An 18,428-nucleotide genomic window follows, 5' to 3' on the forward strand; every position below is an offset into this window, starting at 1 on the left:
AGGATTTGAGGATTTACAGGATTTGTATTGATCATGATCAATTAATTTTTCCAATCTTTAATCCTGTTAGCGTGGTGTAAACCATAATTTCTGATGCTGAGATCATTTTGCCTCTAATACCAATTTTATGTGAAAATTTTTCATCCTGTTAATCCTTCAATCCTGCAAATCCTGATTCAGACATTTTAATCTTACTTCTGTAAACTGCGGGGATCAAGGGCATCACGTAACCCATCACCGAGTAAATTAAACGCTAAAACTGTGAAAATAATTAATATTGCTGGGGGTAAAATCAGCCAAGGTTGTAATACTAAAATTGACGCATTACTAGCTAAAGAAAGCATATTTCCCCAAGAAGGATCAGGTTGTTGAATACCTAAACCAATCAGACTCAAAACTGCTTCTGCACTAATAAAACTAGGAATTGTCAAAGTAGCAGAAATAATTACATAACTAGCAGTTTGGGGTAGAACATGACGGAGAATAATATAAATTGGTTTACCACCCATGGCCAATGATGCTTGTACAAATTCCCGCTCTTTAATTGATAGAACTTGACCGCGAATAACTCTGGCTAAACCTGCCCAACTAATTACAGAAGTAATCACAACAATTAAGAAAAAGCGTTGTGTACTGGTTAATTGGGGGCTTAGAACTCCTGATAATGCTGCTAACAAATAAATGCTAGGAAAAGTCATTAACACTTCTGCTAAACGCATAATCACACTATCAACCACACCCCCGAAATAGCCGGAAATACCACCTATTATTAACCCCAGGGGATAGGTAATGATGATGCCAAAAATACCGATAAATAAACTGATGCGACCACCATAAAGCAGACGGCTAAATTGATCTCGTCCTTGTTCATCAGTCCCTAGAATATTCCATTTTGCTTCACCAGTTGCGCCGAATAAATGCAGATTTAGAGGAATACCAGGAATAATGGTGACTTCATCCCATTTAGGAGGTAGGGGTAAACTCAGTTGAAATAATCGATATTCTGGACCGGAAACAAATAAACCCAAAGGTGAAGGCTTTTTGAAGTCTGCAATTAATTTCCTTTCCCCTGTTTCTAGGCTTGTGTCTCCTTGAATTGTCGGATAAATATGGGGTCCTATAAATTTACCCGCTGGAGAAACCCAATAAATGCGTGTTGGTGGCAGTAGTGAACCATTTAGCTGTGAATCATAAGGGTTGTAAGGTGCTATAAAGTCAGCCCCAATTACTGCTAAATAAAATATTAACAACACAGTTGCACCAAATCTAGCCAAAGGATTTTTCTTCAGTCTCTGCCACCAATTCATAATTTTTATTCACAAATCAAACAATTTTAGATTTTAGATTTATTGGATGAATAAATCGGGAAAGTGAAAGTTTGAAAATTTTACGAAAATTTTGAATTTTCAATCCAAAATCTAAAATTGAAAATCCAAAATTTTGTCAACGCTAACTATCTAAGCATTTAACTGTTCAGCTAAATACCGTAATTCCTCATTTTGTTTTTCATGCTCAACAACAAACACATTAGAATAAAGATTAGCTAAAACTTGTTTTCCTTGTTGAGTGAGAGATAAATAACGTAATCCTTCTTTGATATAAGGATAAACACCATTCCAGTAAAATTTAGCGTAGTTCTTGCGTAAATCTCCAGGGTTTTTATAGCCTAGAGCTTTATTGATTCCGGTTTCTTCAAATTCGTAAAATAAACTTGTGATTTTTTTCAAGTAACGGGGATCACTTAATTGCCCAATCAAATCAGCAGCACGTACTAAGCCGGCAAAGTGAGTGGTATCTTGATGATCATCGGCGCTAGGAACTGGAAACCTTGTTAATTCAATATTGTTCTTAATCACTTCCGAATCAATTAAAGGATGTCCACCAAATCTCTCATCAATAAATAGTTTAGCTCGATCTACATGATAGGGAGTGAGACTAGCATCAGAAGCACCAGGAGGAAGAGACACCATGTTGCCATTTTGTCCTGTAGCATATAAGCATTCTGATTCTTGGTCGTCGCGACAAACTCCTTTGACATAGCCAATATCGTGACACAACAAGGAGATGATCACGTGCAACCAGTCTTCACTGGAAACTCTACCTTCCCGAATGTGTCTACCGCGCAAAATTTCCTGTCCCACGAGGGTAACGAGAACAGAGTGTTCAACATTGTGATATAAAGCATCGCTGTTGGCAATGTTTTCCAAAGCCATGTTACCAGCCCAAGCTATGATGTCTTGATAATCAGTTTTTAAACCACCGTAGGTACGTTGATAACCTGTTCGCAGCTGATTTACAAATGCATCAATGATAATTTCAGTTGTATTGAACATAGAGGATTCTCAGGGTATATATTTTTTATAATCGCGTTTACCGATTGTAATTGCGGTCAATGTAAATTCCTCTGTTGCGCTATGGGTAAAGTTGCTGTTGCAAGTAATCCCGGTGTATTACCCGCACAAGGGGCGATCGCTTTCTAACAGAGATAAAATTTTTCACGTTTATGAAGCGTATCGAATCAGTGATAAAGCTACAATACTCAAAGACTTTAGTGCTTTTGACTCCCATAGGATTAAGTTTACATGATCCATCTCAATTTTTTCTAGTACATGAATGAAGTTCATTCCTGGGTGTACAGGATTGTAAATATTATGATATTATAGGAATTGGTAAATATTAAACTCAATGCTAAGTGCGGGTGTAATTCAGTGGTAGAATGTCTGCTTCCCATGCAGAATGTCGTGGGTTCGAGTCCCATCACCCGCTTTCAAATTTATCAAACAGAATACAGGAGTCAGAATTGATCTGAGTATTCTGCACGACTGGCAGATGTATAATTGAGTTTAAGACACCCACCAAATCACAGATTTGGTGGTCTTTCATTAGTGGGCGATTCAGATCCGCCCGTAATTAATTCTGACTCCTGACTCCTTCTTCAATCCTTGGTTTTCCAAAAGGTGATAGTTCATATGTCACCTTTTTGATGAAGTTATTAATCGGGCTGCCAAATTTTGATTGTATTATCAGCACTACCACTAATTATCTGATTTCCGTCAACACTAAAAGCAACAGAATGGATAGTTGATGAATGCTCCATAAGGGTATTTATCAATTCTTTAGTATACAGATGCCAAAGCTTAATTGTGTTGTCATGACTGCCACTTACCAGGGTTTTACCATCAGGACTGAAAGCTACACTTGTTACTGTATCTGTATGTCCATTAAACGTGTGAATAAGTTCTCCTGTGGATAGATACCAAAGTTTAATAGTGTTGTCATGACTCCCAGTAGCAAAAGTTTGATTATCAGGACTAATAGCTATAGTATTAACCACATCTGAATGCTCAATAATGCTAATAATTTCTGAGCCTTCTTTAGCATTCCATATTTTGATAGTTTTGTCAGCATCACCGCTAATTAACTTTTCTCCATCCCTGGTGAAAACCAGAGCATTAATATAATTTTTATGCCCGGTGAGAGTATATATTAATTGTTCAGTGCTTAAGTTCCATATTTTGATAGTTTTATCCATACTGGAAGTTGCAAAAAGATTACCATCAGGGCTAAAAGCGACAGAGGTTACACAACCAGAATGCTCAATAAAAGTTTTACTTTTCAACCCATGCCATAGCTTAAATGTTTTGTCATAGCTGCCAGTAGCAATTATTTTTCCATCAGCAGAAAAGGCGACTGAGGAAACATAGTTGGAATGACCAGTTAAGCTGTGAAGAAGTTCTCCAGTTTGGATGTCCCAAATTTTAATATTTTTATCGGCACTTGCACTAGCAAAGGTATTTCCTTGCGGATTAATAGCAATAGAAAAAACATAATTGGAATGACCATACAGGGTATTGACGCAATGCCAAATTCTGGGTTGTTCTCTTTGTATAGATGCTAACGTTTTCAATTCATGGTTATAAGCAGCCCTATATTGTTGGAGAATTACCTTAAGTTTTTCTAACATTTCATTAGTCCAGACAGAAGGGAAATCTGAACTTAATTTGAATAACTGGGGTTTATAATTTGGATCAATATTCAAGTAATACCAATCTGCCAAAAATGCTGCTAATAGCTTGTGCAGAATAACGATAGTCTGTCTAATCGCCCGCAAACTCTTAGTTTCATCATTGCCAACTTCTTCAAGTTGTCCTTTAACTTCTTCCCAGTTCCAAGGTTCAAAAGATAAAGATACTGGTTCTTGAAGACCCCAAAATCTGACATGGAAATAAACTTCATGATCTGTAACGTCAGTATAAATGATTGCTGTTGGTACAGCGGATAAAATAGTTTCTAACTGTTTGACTTCAGCATCAAAAATTGAACGCTCAAAGTATTTACCATAGAATTCTACTGGGCATAAATCACCATGCAGGGGATAATATTTTTCTAAAAATAATTTTAGTTGGTTGCGAATTTCTTTTTTGAGACTATCACGAAATGAAATAGGAAAGTCATCGCTAATATCTGGTGGTGGCACTAACATCAATAAGCGCGGTTTCTTTTGTTCATCTATAAAAATTCTCTGTGCTTCATCACGACTTAAAATCCCAGGCCATTTCTGCTGGTCAAAAATTCCTTGAATCTCTTTTTGCTTAATATCAATTTCTTTAGCTGTTGTCTTGCGACTTAAATCTAGATACAATGCGCTTAACTTACCTCTGTCCTCTATTTCTTCCTGCTTTAATTTAAGCAATTTTTCGGTTCTTTGTGATGCTAATGTTACTTCTATATCTCCATCAATGGGTGTCTCCTGAATTTGTAAAAATTCTTTTCTTCTAACTTCTCTGCGCTTATAGTAATCCATCTCAGCTTGAACTACCCGCTGATCTTGTCTCAGTTTTTGAATGGTTGTAGATAGATTAATTTGATTTTCTTTAACAAAACTTTGGCTGGTAAATGCCGAAACAATTCTATTAGTAGTCTGAGTAACAAAATCGACAGCCGCATCAACAATCTCAAATGTCATATAAGTTATAAAGTTCAGAAAAATAACACTTAATCAATTTTATCTGTTAAATTTCTCAACGTATCCGTACATAACAATTTTTATTAGTATAAAGTAGAAGAAATGCCTGTAAACCCACTTCTGAAGCACTGGAAAGAGGGGAACTTTAAGGTTGATTAATTCTCTGCTAGAGTGGGTTTGGGGGGAAATTCGTTCTAAATCGAATAATAGAGCGGGAAAGATTTTGCATCTTTAGGCTTGACATACACACGCTCTTGAGGCTCTAATTTTAATTCATCAAAGCGATCGCGTGTTAAATGGGCAGTAAACGTTTGCCCGTCATCTAACTTTAACTCTACTTGAATTTCCCAGCCCAAATGAATCACACGATTGACTGTGGCAGGTGCAGTTGTGCCATTAGCAACTCTTTCCACAATCACATCTTGGGGACGCAAGAACACTTGTGGGTTAGCTGAGTCGAAACCGCTGCTTTGGAAAATCTTAGAAGAACTTGGTAGAACGTTCACTGGTCCAATAAAACTCATGACAAACGCCGATGCGGGATGATCATAAATTTCTGCGGGTGTTCCTACCTGTTCCACCTTGCCTTTATTCATGACCACGATTTCATCGGAGACTTCCATTGCTTCTTCCTGATCGTGAGTTACGAACACAGTGGTAACGTGAACTTCGTCATGGAGACGACGTAACCAAGCGCGTAAGTCTTTACGAACTTTAGCATCTAATGCGCCAAATGGTTCATCGAGTAATAATACATTAGGTTCTACGGCTAAAGCTCTAGCCAAAGCTACTCTTTGTCTTTGTCCACCAGAAAGTTGAGAGGGATAGCGATCGCCTAATCCATTTAATTGCACCAATTCTAGCAGTTGTTCTACTTTCCCCTTAATTTTCTTTTTCGGTGCTTTGCGAATTTCTAAGCCAAAGGCGATATTTTGTCGCACATTTAAATGCTTAAATAGGGCATAGTGCTGAAAGACAAACCCAATATTACGTTCTTGCACACTTTGATATGTAGAATCTTTCCCAGTTAGCAAAATTTTGCCGCTATCTGGCATTTCCAACCCCGATATTAACCGCAGTAGGGTGGATTTACCAGATCCCGATGGACCAAGTAAAGCAACCAGTGAACCACTTTTAATTTCTAGACTCACCTGATCAACAGCTTGAAAGCTGCCAAACTGCTTAGACACATTTTCAACTACTATGCCCACTGGTTTTATACCTCTGCGATTAATCTACGGTTTACGGGTAGGATTACTGTGCTTTTATTTATATCACATTTTTAATTCATACAATGACATAAAATTACCAACTACACCCCCCGCAATCAAGGGCGCTACAATCCAGGGAACTGCAATCTAGGGAACTGCAATCAGTAGCACCACAGTCTAATGAACCACAATCAGGAGTTATATTCAGTAGTTCTGGACAATTACAACTGAGATCCGCACAATTAATTCCTAAATCCACCATATCAAAACTATTTTGACAAGATAATTTGGGAGTAATTGGCTGAGGTTGCTTTGTCTGCTCATCTTCATCTGTTTCTGTTGGTTCTAGTTCCTCCGCTTGGGATCTCAGAATCAAGTTTGCTTGCTTACAGCTTTGAAATCTGACACGGGACTTGACAAACGCAGCTTTTAACCCTTCTTCAGCTATTACCCGTTTAATATACTGGGAACAAGATTCACCACCATAGAACACTCGATGAGCGCACCGAAAGCCTTTATGGGGGGAAATGTGTTTCTGATATCCAGTAATTGCAGAAACACCAACTTTTCTAGCAACAGAATCCAATAAAGAAACTTGCATATTTTGTCAGGTGTTTATGATATTAGTATTTCATGTAGTTACCATTGACTAATATCTAGTAATAAGTCCTCATTAGCCCTTCATCACCTCAGTTTTTATGTCGAAATGTTAAGGAATATTGCAATTATGTCAAAACCTTGAACTTAAGCGCAATATCAGCCGAAAGTCCATGATAGGATGCTTTCGGTAAATGTGAAGATTGGGAGAAAACCTTTGACACTACGGGTTGCTGTTGTGGGTTCAGGCCCAGCTGGTTCATCTGCTGCTGAGACACTGGCAAAAGCTGGAATTGAAACTTACCTAATTGAGCGCAAGCTAGATAACGCCAAGCCATGCGGGGGTGCTATTCCCCTGTGTATGGTGAGTGAGTTTGACCTACCTCCAGAAATCATTGACCGTCGAGTGCGGAAGATGAAAATGATTTCTCCCTCTAACCGTGAGGTAGATATCAATCTGGTAAATGAAGAAGAATATATAGGAATGTGCCGCCGTGAGGTTTTAGATGGTTTCTTAAGGAACCGAGCGGCTAAACTAGGTGCAACGTTAATTAACGCCACCGTTCATAAACTTGATATACCTACAAACAATACTGACCCCTATACAATCCATTATGTTGACCATAATGAAGGTGGAGCGCAAGGTATTGCTAAAACCCTGAAAGTGGATTTAGTGATCGGGGCTGATGGGGCAAATTCCCGCATTGCAAAAGAAATGGATGCTGGGGATTACAATTATGCGATCGCTTTCCAAGAGCGGATTCGCCTACCCGCAGATAAAATGGCCTACTACAACGACATGGCCGAAATGTATGTAGGTAATGATGTTTCTACCGATTTCTACGCGTGGATCTTCCCAAAATATGACCACGTAGCCGTCGGTACAGGAACAATGCAAGTTAACAAAGCCAGCATCAAGCAGTTGCAAGCTGGTATTCGCGCTCGTGCTACCGAAAAACTGGCTGGTGGTCAAATCATCAAAGTAGAGGCACATCCCATCCCGGAACATCCCCGTCCTCGTCGTGTAGTTGGTCGCATTGCTTTAGTAGGTGATGCTGCTGGTTACGTTACCAAGTCTTCTGGTGAAGGTATTTACTTTGCGGCTAAGTCTGGACGGATGTGTGCAGAAACCATTGTGGAAGTTTCTAACAGTGGTGCGCGTATCCCTACAGAAAAAGAACTGAAACTTTATCTGAAGCGTTGGGATAAGAAATACGGACTCACCTACAAGGTGTTGGATATTCTCCAAACCGTGTTCTATCGTTCCGATGCTACCCGCGAAGCATTTGTAGAAATGTGTGATGACATGGATGTACAACGGCTAACTTTTGATAGCTATTTGTATAAAACTGTGGTTCCCGCTAATCCTATCACTCAACTCAAAATTACTGCCAAAACTATTGCTAGTTTGTTGCGTGGTAACGCCCTTGCACCTTAAAAGGTGACAGGTGACAGAGAATATTTATTTTTGTTCTCACTCCTGGATATCCTGATTGGTGTAGGGGTTTAGCAAAAGCTGATTGTTGTCAACTAAACGTAAAGCCCCCATCCCGCAAGGAACTCAAGTTCCTTGCTAATAGCGAAAGTCATCTGAAGATGACTAAATATTAGGAAAATTTATTAGTCCGTTTTAACGGACTTGAGCTATGAGACAGGGAATAAATTCCCTGGTGGGTGTGGAAGCGAACAGATAAGCCATATTTAGCTTAAGGTGACACTACTGAGCAATGCTAAACCCCTACTATTAATATTTTGACTATTGGCTTGCTGTTACTAAAAATTCATAAACGGGTCAAGATTTTGGTGAAAATTATTCTGCACATATTCTATAATCAAGGGTTGTAAGGTATATTTACCTGCTGTTTTCTCAATTAAACAACGTGAATATAGATTTTTTATTGCTTGGAAAAGATGAGATATGGAAATATGAGGTAATTTATTGATTAGATAATTAATTGTTACTGGCTGCTGATGAGTTGCAACAGTGTACATTATTTGTTTTTCTAATGTTGAGAGAAAATTTAATTGCTGTTCCAGTAAACTATGAATTTTATTACTAACTAATAGAGTATTTTGTGCAAGAAATTTTTCAACATCACTATTAAATAATTCTACAATTGTATGAGTAATAATTTTAATTATGAGCGGATTATTACCATATAAATCACATAACTTATACTTTTGTTGTTCTGTTCCCAGGAGTTGTTGTGATTCTAGCAGGGAAAAGGCTATTTCTGAAGAACCAAGTAACCTCAAACAACGCACCGATAATGACCATTTTTCCAGTAAGGTGAGTTGAGTGGGTTTAGTTCGACTGGTGAAAATAACACAGCTTTGATGTTTTGTTTCTGCAATGATGCGGAGTAAATGATTATATTAGACTTATACTTTATCTCTAAATAAGCAAAGATAATACTCATTTATAAACAAACAAATGTTATTCTATGCACCTAAATATTTAGTGATTAGTTTTATCAATTACCCATTACCCATTACCTAAAACAGTCATCACACACAAAAACAAAGCCTCAGTCCATTCAACTACAGCACCATAAGTATCTCCTGTGTGTCCACCTAATTTATAGTTAAACCAAGCTGCGGTTAGAAGAGCGATCGCACATCCCCAAAGTAGCATTCCTATAGATAAAAATAGATTTTGGGGATTGATTAACCAAACTAAACCACTCAAACCTATCAATAAAAATAAACTTGGTAACAAATCTGTGTAAGAACGAATCGCTTGTTTATGAAACGCACCTTTACCAGTAGGTTTAAGATAAGGATATCGACAAATAGCTACTTGTTGTCCCCAACGTCCCCAGCCACAAGCGGCCATTAGTAATAAATAGCGATTTTCTGAAATATCTACCAAAGCGGCTGTTTTCAGTAGTAAAATAGCTACAGCTGCCATTGCCCCAAAAGCACCTGTAGCACTATCAGCCATGACCTGCAAACGTCTTTCTGGATCACCTACGGCTAAACCATCAGCAGTATCCATTGCTCCATCTAAATGTAGCCCACCTGTAATTGCTATCCAAACTATTACTATCAAAGCACTACGAGTTAATACTGGTATGCCCAAGCAATTGATTGTTGCATCAAATAAACCTAAACTTCCGCCAATCATCAACCCCAAAGCCGGAGCAAAATACGCTACCTTCTGGAACTCTAAGCCGTTGATGTAGGGCAGAGGAATAGATGTATAGAAAATTACTGATGCAATGACATATAACAATTGCTGTTTGCACAACTGCCACAGTTGATGGAAATTTACCATAGCAAAAAAGTGGTCATTACGATACAGAATCAAAACTTACAGTAAAAAGTCAGATGAAATTGAGTAGTTTTCATGGACGATCACCATATAAAGTTGATATTTTGGAAATGTAGGGAGTCAAAAAGCTAGGCAATTGACTTTTCAGCTGTGTTGTCACTCACCTTCCCTAAATCGCTATTTCTCTATGAGTCATCATCTACCCAACACCAGGATACCAGCCCCGTGTATTGTGAACACTGGCGTAATTGTGAATAAGCTCGACATCCGCCGACTGCTGACTGATTTAGGTCGAGTCCACTACATCTACACCCAAGAAAACAAGCTACTGAGCGAGGGTGACGGAGATGTGATGGAAGTATTTACCCATCCGCAAAGGTCTACATTAGTCGCCAACAATGCTCTATATCTGAATATATATAGTTTTGACTATCTAGAACTAAAACAATCGCCCCAACAGGAAACATACTTTGATTTAATCCAAGAAGAGTTTTGTTTGCGCCTGATTCCCCTTTCTACACCCTTGCAGGAACGATGCGATCGCCAATTTAATGCCGGAGCTATAGAAGCTATGATGGAGCAGGTGCTATCAGCTAGATGGGATGCAGAAATTGATGATGATTGTTCTGATTGCTTTTAACTTAAAAATAATATACCCACTGGAGCGGTAGTATATAGCAGGGTCTGACCCCTAATCACTGGGTACTAGGTACTAGGAATTGTAACTTAGGAAAAAATCTAACCCAATGGCCAATGACTAATGACAGATGACTAATGCCCAATTTTTCTTTTCAACTTCTAGCTACCTGTAGTCAGACAAAAGCCAGAGCAGGTGTATTTTCTACCCCTCATGGACTTGTAGAAACTCCCAGATTTATGCCTGTGGGAACACTAGCAAATGTGAAAACTATTACCCCTGCTCAACTCAAGGATACAGGGGCGCAAATGGTTTTATCTAATACATATCATTTGCATCTGCAACCGGGAGAAGCGATTGTTGCCGCTGGTGGTGGACTGCACAAATTTATGGGCTGGAATGGTCCGATGCTCACAGATTCCGGTGGTTTCCAAGTTTTCAGCTTGAGTGAAATGCGAAAAATTACAGAGGAAGGTGTGACTTTTCGCTCACCTCATGATGGGCAAATTATTAAATTAACGCCGGAACGCTCCATAGAAATTCAAAATATTTTAGGGGCGGATGTGATTATGGCTTTTGATGAATGTCCACCCTATCCAGCAACTCGTCAAGAGGTAGAAGCATCGACAGATAGGACTTACCGCTGGTTAGAACGTTGTATAGTGGCACATCAGCGAGATGATCAGGCATTGTTTCCCATTGTGCAAGGAGGCGTGTATTTGGATCTACGCGCCCGTGCTGCGTCAGCTTTGGCAAAGTTAGATATGCCTGGATATGCCATTGGCGGGGTGAGTGTGGGTGAACCACCAGAGTTAATGGCAGAAATTGTGAAAACCACAGCCCCACTTTTACCACATGATAAGCCGCGCTATTTGATGGGTGTGGGTACTTATCGAGAAATGGCTATTGCGATCGCTTCTGGAGTAGATTTATTTGATTGTGTAATTCCCACCAGATGGGCGCGACATGGAACAGCGATCGTATCGGGTGAAAGATGGAACTTAAAAAATGCTAAGTTTCGTGAAGATTTTACCCCCTTAGATGAAACTTGCCCTTGTTATGCTTGTGAAAATTTCACTCGTGCTTACATTTCCCATTTAGTGCGATCGCAGGAAATATTGGCTTATACCTTATTGAGTATTCACAACATCACCGAACTAATCCGCTTTACCCAAAAAATTCGAGAATCAATTTTGAGCGATCGCTTTGTTACAGACTTTGGCCACTGGCTGAAAGATGAAGATGATGGGGAGCAGGGAGCAGGGAGCAGGGGGAGATGAAAAAGTTAATAACCCAATGACTAATGACTAATGACTAATGACTAATGACAACTGACTAATTACCAAACCATGTTAAGATACTTCTCAATTATGAAAGCTGTGTTGGATTAGGTGGATATAAACAAACATGGAAGCCGCACTTTTATTAGCAAAACTGCCTGAAGCTTACCAAATCTTCGACCCCTTGGTAGATGTTCTCCCTGTAATTCCTGTTTTCTTCTTGTTGCTTGCTTTCGTTTGGCAAGCAGCCGTTGGTTTCAGGTAAATTAATCTATCATGATTTTGGTGGACAGGTATTATACACCTGTCCTATTTTTTGTGACATTATCTTCTCTAAAATTTGTATTTCTTAATATTTTGCAATAAATTCATTTAATTAAGTAAAATAATGTAACGAGCTTGACCAATAATAAGCCAAAAGCCACACTTGCACTCAGAAAGGAATCGATGATGGGAAATATCAAATTTGTCAAAGAGAATAAAGAAGTAGTGGCGGCAGACGGTGCCAACCTCCGACTCAAAGCAATGGAAAATGGTATTGATATTTATAAAGTCTGGGGAAAAATGACCAACTGCGGTGGTTACGGACAATGTGCCACTTGTATTGTCGAAATAGTGGAAGGACTGGAAAACCTATCACCCCGCACCGATGTAGAAAAGCGAAAGTTTAAGAACAAGCCAGATAACTATCGCCTAGCCTGTCAAACCCTAGTTAACGGACCTATTAGTGTCCGTACCAAACCTTAAGTTTGTGGAACTAAAGCTTAGTATTTGCACAAGCAGAAAATTTGAGATAACTCTGTCGTCGATGATGCTATTCTAAAACTGTTGACTAGAAATCAATTATAGAGAGGCTATCTTGCCATGCAAGTTAATGACCTGGGGTTCGTAGCAAGCATTTTATTTGTGCTTGTTCCTGCCGTGTTTTTATTAATTCTTTACATCCAAACTGCCAGCCGCGAAGGTGGAAAAAACTAATAGTTTGGTGATAAAATAAAAAGCCTCTGCACCACTGGTGGAGAGGGTTTTTATTTGGGAGGAGGCAGGAGGCAGGAAGCTGGAGTTTTGCAATTCTGAATTGATTTGTCCCCAGTCCTAATTTATGCTACTGTCCGTACTAACAAGACTGGACAAGTCCCATTAACTCGCACGTAGTCAGACAAAGAAGCACCAATAAGTCGGTCTAAATCAACAAAACTCTTAGCAATAGATGGACGACGATCTGGAGAACCCAGCACTAATAAGTCTATATTCAGTTCTTCAGCTAAACGGCAAATTTCTTCTCCAGGTTTACCACTGCTAGTTACACAACGCACAGGAATACCTAGTTTCTCAGCTTCCGCAACGGCATTTCCTAAAACCGAATTTTTTTCTGGCTTGATATCAGTGATTCCTGATAATTTGCCGCCTAAATCTGTATTGATATTACCCAAAATTAACTGGCCGCCTGTTACGCCTCTGAGTAAAAATAAAGCTAAATTCAAGCAATTTTTAGCTGCATCAGAATTATCCATGGCCACCATAATGCGCTTAATTCTTTTGACATAAATGTCATCTTTAACCAGCAACATCGGACGAGAAGATAACTGGAAAACATACTGACTGACAGAGTTAGCTAAAATTGATTGTAGCCGCTTCAGTCCTCGTGAACCCATAATTATCAAGTCTGCATCCATTTCATCAGCTACTTGACAAACCACATCTTTGGGATCACCTTGTCGTAAAATAGAAGAAACGCGGCTAGGATCTAAATCTAAAGACTGAATCGCATTAGCTAGAATTTTACCACCTTCTTCCCATTTATCTGTCATTGCAGCCGCAGTGCTTTGTGGGGGTACAACGTGCAGCACTGTAACTTTTGCAGATTGGATAGATGGCATTTCTTTCAATGTCTTCATCATTTCTTCTGCGTGTCCTAGTCCAGAGACAGCCAGCAAAATTTTTTGTATCATCGTCCGTACTTGTTCTTAAGGTTTCTGTGGGTTGTGCTGCTAGTACTGAGCATCAGAACTGATGTTCTCAACTGCGCTCAAAAAACTAGTCAGTAAATAGGCACAAATTAACTTTAGTTATTAGTTTTTAGTTATTAGTCTTTAGTCATTACAACTAAAATTAACCAATAAGCAAAAAGCTAATAAAACTTTAAGTTTGTTTGCGCTTAGTTACTTAAAATTGCAACTAGGCTTTCGATAGATTAAGCATACTCTCAATTTAGCCTAATAAACTTTACGAAATGTGATGTTAGTTATGATTTTTAATCTATATTTATTTTTTTTAATTAGAAATTAGTTAAGAATTCTTAAAAATAATCAAATTTTATTAGGTTTAGAATAACTACACAATTTGTGAAATTAAATTATGCTTTACAGAAAATTTAACTTTAATTAATTTAATTATAAAGTCTGATGCTAATCATAAATAAATTTTAAATAGCAGATTTTCACCTTGAAGTGGCTCCCAACAACGAATAGGCAAGAGGGTGAGTACAGGGAGACAAATTTTGGTAACGTAATTTATTTTCCCACAGTTGAATATAGAAATTTTCGATATCACCTGTGATTGATGATGATAATGGATACCCGTAGTAACATCGAATCTACTCCGAAGTTTTTGCTCTTATCAAAATAAGATGCTATAAATATCACGTAGGTGCAACCCTAATTACAACATACAGCGGATTTCATCTGAGTGAGGTAAAATCATAGCGAGTAAGATGCCTGCGCCACGAGAGTTTTTATTATTCCTGTTTGTACCTCATTTACCTGCAATCTGCTGTAGTTGCTCATAGAGTGGTACACAAGAGCGGGCAACATACCCACATTATAAGGGTTTTAACATTAATATCTGTACCTCATGTACCTGTAATATGCTGTAAATATTTGAAGTTGAGTATTTGGAAGTTTCTATTCCCCATTCCCTAAACAATAGGCTAATACAAATGCGTTTAATTGTTGCAACTTTACTGATTTCTTTAGGTTCTCCATATTTTATTTTTTCCCATTCCCAAACACTTCTAGCACAAGCACCAACTACAACATCTGAAGAAGAAATTACAAAAGCAATTACTTTAAATAGTCAAGGCGAAGGAATTGTTTATAAAGACTTAGTTAGCTTAGATGAATTAAACGCAGGTTTAGAAATATTCCAGCAAGCGTTAACTATCTTCAAAAAATACAAAGCCACAGCCGGAGAAGCTAACAGTCTGCTTAATATTGGTTATGTGTATTTGCAAAAAGGAGAATATCAAAAAGCATTGGATTTTTTGCAACCAGCTTTAGCTATTCGTCGCAAAAATAGGGACAGAGAAAATGAATGGATACCCCTTTCTTACATAGCAGAAACTTATGTTAATTTGAATAATTATTCAAAAGCACTGGATTTTTATCAACCAGCTTTAGCTATTCTCCGAGAAATTAAAACTGCAAATCCCAAGGGATACAGCTATGCTAACAGTGAAAAAACCTTGCTGTCTGATATTGGTGCTGTTTATTTCCGTTCGGGACGATATCAAAAAGCGTTGGATTTTTATCAACAAAATTTAGTAATGCAAAAAGCAGATAATGATCGCATTAGTAGCGCCGAAATAATGAATAATATTGGTGTAGTTTACTTGAATTTGGGTAACTATGCTGAAGCATTAGATAATTATCAACAAGCTTTAAATACGGTTCAAGATTTTTGCTACAAAGAAAAATTGACTTGTTATCTGGGTTTAGAAGCAGCAATTTTGAATAATGTCTCAGGAGTTTATTTTAACTTAGGTCAATATCAAAAAGCCTTAGAATCATTAGAAAAATCAGCAGCTATTTACAAAAGGATTAACAACAGTGAATATAAAAATGTAACTCAAAGAGACATAGAAATACTATATAGTGCTTTAGGATATAATCCCCAAGTTTTACAACAAATTAACAGTCGTGCTAATGTTGGTGATGCCTTTGGCAAAGATTCTTTTCAATTTCAAGGTGAAGCACTAAATCTTAGTAATATTGGACAAATATATTTAGGATTAGGTAAGTATGATCAAGCTCTAAATGTATATCAACAAGCTTTAAAAATATACAAAGATAATAACTATAAATCAGGAATTGCTTTCACCTTAAATAATATCGGACGCATTTACCAAAACCAAGGTAAATATGACCAAGCCAAAGAGTTAAACCAACAGGCTTTAACTAATTATCGAGAAATTGGAGATAGGACAGGTGAAGGGGTAACAATTAGTAATTTAGGACAAGTTTACCAACAACAAAAGCAGGATGCTCAAGCTTTAGAATTATATCAACAAGCCTTAGCCATACATCGAGAAGTTAGTGATAAAGTGAGTGAATCTGCAACCCTAAAATTTATGGGTGATGTGCTATCTACTCAAAAGCAACCACAACTAGCGATCGCATTTTACAAACAATCAGTAAATATCACAGAAAGCATCCGCCAAAACCTGCGCCTCATTCCCACAAATATCCAAAAGTCTTATACAGAAACCGTCTCAGAAAGATATCGAAAACTTGCAGATTTATTATTGCAACAAAATCGTCCCGCAGAAGCGCAAGAAGTTTTAGATTTACTGAAAATTCAAGAAGTAACTGATTTCATGGGTGATAGTCAAAGAAGTCCTTCAAAAACCAATAATATATCTAACAATAACCAAAGAAGTCCCGAAAAAATAACAACCACTTCCACAGTAACAGTCCCGCTCAAACCCCAAGAACAAGAAATTAGTCAAAAATATAGTGCTATTCAAGACAAAGCTATATCCTTGGGTAAAGAACTTACAAACCTGCGGAAAATTCCTCAAAAAAATCGCACTGCAACCCAAGAAAAACGCATTTCTGAATTAGTGAAACTAGAACAAACAATTACAGCCGAATTTAATAAATTTAGCAAAAGTCCATCTGTAGTTTCATTAGTTCAGCAATTATCTGTCAGCACAGGACAGGAAAACATCAACTTACGTCAACTTAACTCCATTCGAGATAATTTAAGGCAATTAAACCAAAAAGCAGTATTACTTTATCCCTTGGTTTTAGATGATCGATTAGAATTAGTCATAGTTAGTGCAGATGCACCACCCATTCATCGTACAGTACAAATTAAAAAAACAGAATTAAATCAACTAATTACAGAATTTAGGCAAAGCATAACTAATCCCCGCAAGAGTGCCAAAGAAACAGCCAATAAATTATACAATTATCTTATTAAACCCATAGAAAATGACCTCAAACAAGCTGACGCAAAAGCTATCATTTATGCGCCCGATGACCGATTAAGATATATTCCCTTAGCAGGATTATATGATGGAAAGAATTGGTTAGCACAGAGATTTATTATCAATAATATCACCTCTGCAAGTTTGACCAAATTAGATAACAAACCTCAAAAAAATCTGCACACCTTGGCAGCAGCTTTTACAAAAGGAAAATATACCGTCAAGTTGGGAAGCGAACGTCAAGCAGAATTTAGCGGTTTAGAATTCGCCAAAGTGGAAGTAGAAAATCTAGCTAAAACAATTCCAGGGACAAAAATACTATTAGATAATGAATTTACTCCTAAAATTACAATTCCCCAGATGAATGATTATAAAATCGTACATTTGGCAACACATGGACTACTTGTGAGTGGTGAACCAGAAAATTCATTTATTATCTTTGGAGATGGAGATAAAGCAACCCTGCGAGATATTGAAAATTGGTCTTTGCCAAATGTAGATTTAGTAGTTTTGAGTGCTTGTCAAACAGGCTTAGGTGAAAAATTAGGTAATGGGCAAGAAATTCTGGGTTTAGGATATCAGATCCAACTCACAGGTGCAAAAGCCTCTGTAGCTTCTTTATGGAGTGTTTCTGATGGGGGAACACAAGCCTTAATGAATGAATTTTATCAAGTATTAAAAGTAGGGAACGTCACCAAAGCAGAAGCATTACACAAAGCCCAACTTGCCTTATTAACTGACAGCAATAAAAGTGAATTCACACATCCTTATTATTGGGCAGCATTTATTTTAATTGGCAATGGTTTGTAAATAGTCAGTAAGTAAGTGGGCGTTAAAAAATATAATATAAACCTAACCCCCCAACCCCCTTCCCTGCTAGGGAAGGGGGAGTCAAAGCCTCTCTCCTGGTAGGGGAGAGGTTTGGAGAGAGGTTTTATATTTAATTGTGCCAAGTTACTTAGTAGTATGAGAAAGTCGGGTTGACCCAAGGAAACCCAACGTTCAATACTGTTCGGTTAAGGATTTTTGTAGGTTGGGTTGAACAAAGTGAAACCCAACAAACCCTTGTAAATGTTGGGTTTCATTCCTCAACCCAACCTACATAATTTCATTTTTTGAGCTTAACCGACAAGTATTGACCCAACGTTACTAAAGATTTTAAATACAGCATATTGAAGGTAAATGAGGCTTCCGTGAGCCTCAGCCGATAGCTTGGGTGGTGTAGCCATACGGTACAAATGTTAATTACAAAGC

At 37.9% G+C, this 18,428-nt stretch carries 15 protein-coding genes and 1 tRNA gene; 8 read left to right on the forward strand and 8 right to left on the reverse strand.

Features of this window, described 5'->3' with window-relative positions; genetic code table 11:
* Positions 1–191: 191 nt before the first annotated feature.
* Positions 192–1,307, reverse strand: coding sequence for an ABC transporter permease (locus H6G06_RS15915; RefSeq protein WP_190561791.1), 1,116 nt, complete (start codon positions 1,305–1,307; stop codon positions 192–194).
* A gap of 150 nt (positions 1,308–1,457) precedes the next feature.
* The gene (locus H6G06_RS15920; protein ID WP_190561792.1) at positions 1,458–2,333 is read right to left on the reverse strand and encodes an Npun_R2479 family HD domain-containing metalloprotein; all 876 of its coding nucleotides are present in this window, start codon (positions 2,331–2,333) and stop codon (positions 1,458–1,460) included.
* 361 nt (positions 2,334–2,694) lie between these two features.
* On the opposite strand from H6G06_RS15920, the gene H6G06_RS15925 reads away from it, so the two are divergent.
* Positions 2,695–2,766, forward strand: a tRNA-Gly gene (locus H6G06_RS15925).
* 226 nt (positions 2,767–2,992) lie between these two features.
* On the opposite strand, the gene H6G06_RS15930 is transcribed toward H6G06_RS15925, so the two are convergent.
* From H6G06_RS15930 to yidD, 3 genes are all read right to left on the reverse strand, one after another.
* Positions 2,993–4,966 carry a WD40 repeat domain-containing protein gene (locus tag H6G06_RS15930; protein WP_190561794.1) on the reverse strand — a complete coding sequence of 658 codons (1,974 nt, stop codon included), beginning with the start codon at positions 4,964–4,966 and terminating at the stop codon, positions 2,993–2,995.
* Positions 4,967–5,160: 194 nt separating this feature from the next.
* Complete coding sequence (locus tag H6G06_RS15935; protein WP_190561796.1) at positions 5,161–6,177, reverse strand: TOBE-like domain-containing protein; 1,017 nt, start codon at positions 6,175–6,177, stop codon at positions 5,161–5,163.
* Positions 6,178–6,271: 94 nt separating this feature from the next.
* Positions 6,272–6,778, reverse strand: a complete 507-nt coding sequence (yidD, locus tag H6G06_RS15940; RefSeq protein WP_190561798.1) for a membrane protein insertion efficiency factor YidD — start codon at positions 6,776–6,778, stop codon at positions 6,272–6,274.
* Between the two features lie 177 nt (positions 6,779–6,955).
* Here yidD and chlP point away from each other — a divergent pair, with 177 nt between their 5' ends.
* The gene (chlP, locus tag H6G06_RS15945; protein WP_190561800.1) at positions 6,956–8,212 is read left to right on the forward strand and encodes a geranylgeranyl reductase; all 1,257 of its coding nucleotides are present in this window, start codon (positions 6,956–6,958) and stop codon (positions 8,210–8,212) included.
* Between the two features lie 335 nt (positions 8,213–8,547).
* Here chlP and H6G06_RS15950 read toward each other — a convergent pair whose 3' ends face one another.
* Both H6G06_RS15950 and cobS read right to left on the reverse strand, forming a co-directional pair.
* Entirely contained in the window at positions 8,548–9,030 is a 483-nt protein-coding gene (locus tag H6G06_RS15950) for a hypothetical protein (RefSeq protein WP_190561802.1), read from the reverse strand.
* Positions 9,031–9,259: 229 nt separating this feature from the next.
* Positions 9,260–10,024, reverse strand: a complete 765-nt coding sequence (gene cobS / locus H6G06_RS15955; RefSeq protein WP_190562003.1) for an adenosylcobinamide-GDP ribazoletransferase — start codon at positions 10,022–10,024, stop codon at positions 9,260–9,262.
* Between the two features lie 211 nt (positions 10,025–10,235).
* Between cobS and H6G06_RS15960 the strand changes: the two genes are divergently transcribed.
* The 5 genes from H6G06_RS15960 (at position 10,236) to psbM (ending at position 12,943) form a co-directional block, all read left to right on the forward strand.
* On the forward strand, positions 10,236–10,688 hold the full coding sequence (locus tag H6G06_RS15960) for a hypothetical protein (protein ID WP_190561804.1): 453 nt from the start codon (positions 10,236–10,238) through the stop codon (positions 10,686–10,688).
* Between the two features lie 134 nt (positions 10,689–10,822).
* Complete coding sequence (tgt, locus tag H6G06_RS15965; protein ID WP_190561806.1) at positions 10,823–11,965, forward strand: tRNA guanosine(34) transglycosylase Tgt; 1,143 nt, start codon at positions 10,823–10,825, stop codon at positions 11,963–11,965.
* 127 nt (positions 11,966–12,092) lie between these two features.
* Positions 12,093–12,230, forward strand: coding sequence for a photosystem II reaction center protein K (locus tag H6G06_RS15970; protein WP_006195022.1), 138 nt, complete (start codon positions 12,093–12,095; stop codon positions 12,228–12,230).
* Between the two features lie 185 nt (positions 12,231–12,415).
* Entirely contained in the window at positions 12,416–12,712 is a 297-nt protein-coding gene (locus tag H6G06_RS15975; protein ID WP_190562005.1) for a 2Fe-2S iron-sulfur cluster-binding protein, read from the forward strand.
* 117 nt (positions 12,713–12,829) lie between these two features.
* Positions 12,830–12,943: a photosystem II reaction center protein PsbM gene (psbM, locus tag H6G06_RS15980; protein ID WP_190561808.1), complete on the forward strand. Its 114-nt coding sequence runs from the start codon at positions 12,830–12,832 to the stop codon at positions 12,941–12,943.
* Positions 12,944–13,065: 122 nt separating this feature from the next.
* On the opposite strand, the gene H6G06_RS15985 is transcribed toward psbM, so the two are convergent.
* The gene (locus tag H6G06_RS15985) at positions 13,066–13,917 is read right to left on the reverse strand and encodes a universal stress protein (RefSeq protein ID WP_190561810.1); all 852 of its coding nucleotides are present in this window, start codon (positions 13,915–13,917) and stop codon (positions 13,066–13,068) included.
* 986 nt (positions 13,918–14,903) lie between these two features.
* On the opposite strand from H6G06_RS15985, the gene H6G06_RS15990 reads away from it, so the two are divergent.
* Positions 14,904–17,984: a CHAT domain-containing protein gene (locus tag H6G06_RS15990; RefSeq protein WP_199306750.1), complete on the forward strand. Its 3,081-nt coding sequence runs from the start codon at positions 14,904–14,906 to the stop codon at positions 17,982–17,984.
* The last annotated feature ends 444 nt before the right edge of the window (positions 17,985–18,428 follow it).

This window comes from Anabaena sphaerica FACHB-251 (assembly GCF_014696825.1).
Classification (GTDB): Bacteria; Cyanobacteriota; Cyanobacteriia; order Cyanobacteriales; family Nostocaceae; genus RDYJ01.

Bases quoted from the DNA above. Each gene is read 5' to 3' on its own strand.
- yidD (WP_190561798.1), bottom strand. From the start codon at position 6,778: ATGCAAGTTTCTTTATTGGATTCTGTTGCTAGAAAAGTTGGTGTTTCT.
- psbM (WP_190561808.1), top strand. From the start codon at position 12,830: ATGCAAGTTAATGACCTGGGGTTCGTAGCAAGCATTTTATTTGTGCTT.
- H6G06_RS15960 (WP_190561804.1), top strand. From the start codon at position 10,236: ATGAGTCATCATCTACCCAACACCAGGATACCAGCCCCGTGTATTGTG.
- tgt (WP_190561806.1), top strand. From the start codon at position 10,823: ATGCCCAATTTTTCTTTTCAACTTCTAGCTACCTGTAGTCAGACAAAA.
- chlP (WP_190561800.1), top strand. From the start codon at position 6,956: ATGCTTTCGGTAAATGTGAAGATTGGGAGAAAACCTTTGACACTACGG.
- H6G06_RS15915 (WP_190561791.1), bottom strand. From the start codon at position 1,307: ATGAATTGGTGGCAGAGACTGAAGAAAAATCCTTTGGCTAGATTTGGT.
- H6G06_RS15985 (WP_190561810.1), bottom strand. From the start codon at position 13,917: ATGATACAAAAAATTTTGCTGGCTGTCTCTGGACTAGGACACGCAGAA.
- H6G06_RS15920 (WP_190561792.1), bottom strand. From the start codon at position 2,333: ATGTTCAATACAACTGAAATTATCATTGATGCATTTGTAAATCAGCTG.
- H6G06_RS15930 (WP_190561794.1), bottom strand. From the start codon at position 4,966: ATGACATTTGAGATTGTTGATGCGGCTGTCGATTTTGTTACTCAGACT.
- H6G06_RS15975 (WP_190562005.1), top strand. From the start codon at position 12,416: ATGGGAAATATCAAATTTGTCAAAGAGAATAAAGAAGTAGTGGCGGCA.
- H6G06_RS15970 (WP_006195022.1), top strand. From the start codon at position 12,093: ATGGAAGCCGCACTTTTATTAGCAAAACTGCCTGAAGCTTACCAAATC.
- H6G06_RS15990 (WP_199306750.1), top strand. From the start codon at position 14,904: ATGCGTTTAATTGTTGCAACTTTACTGATTTCTTTAGGTTCTCCATAT.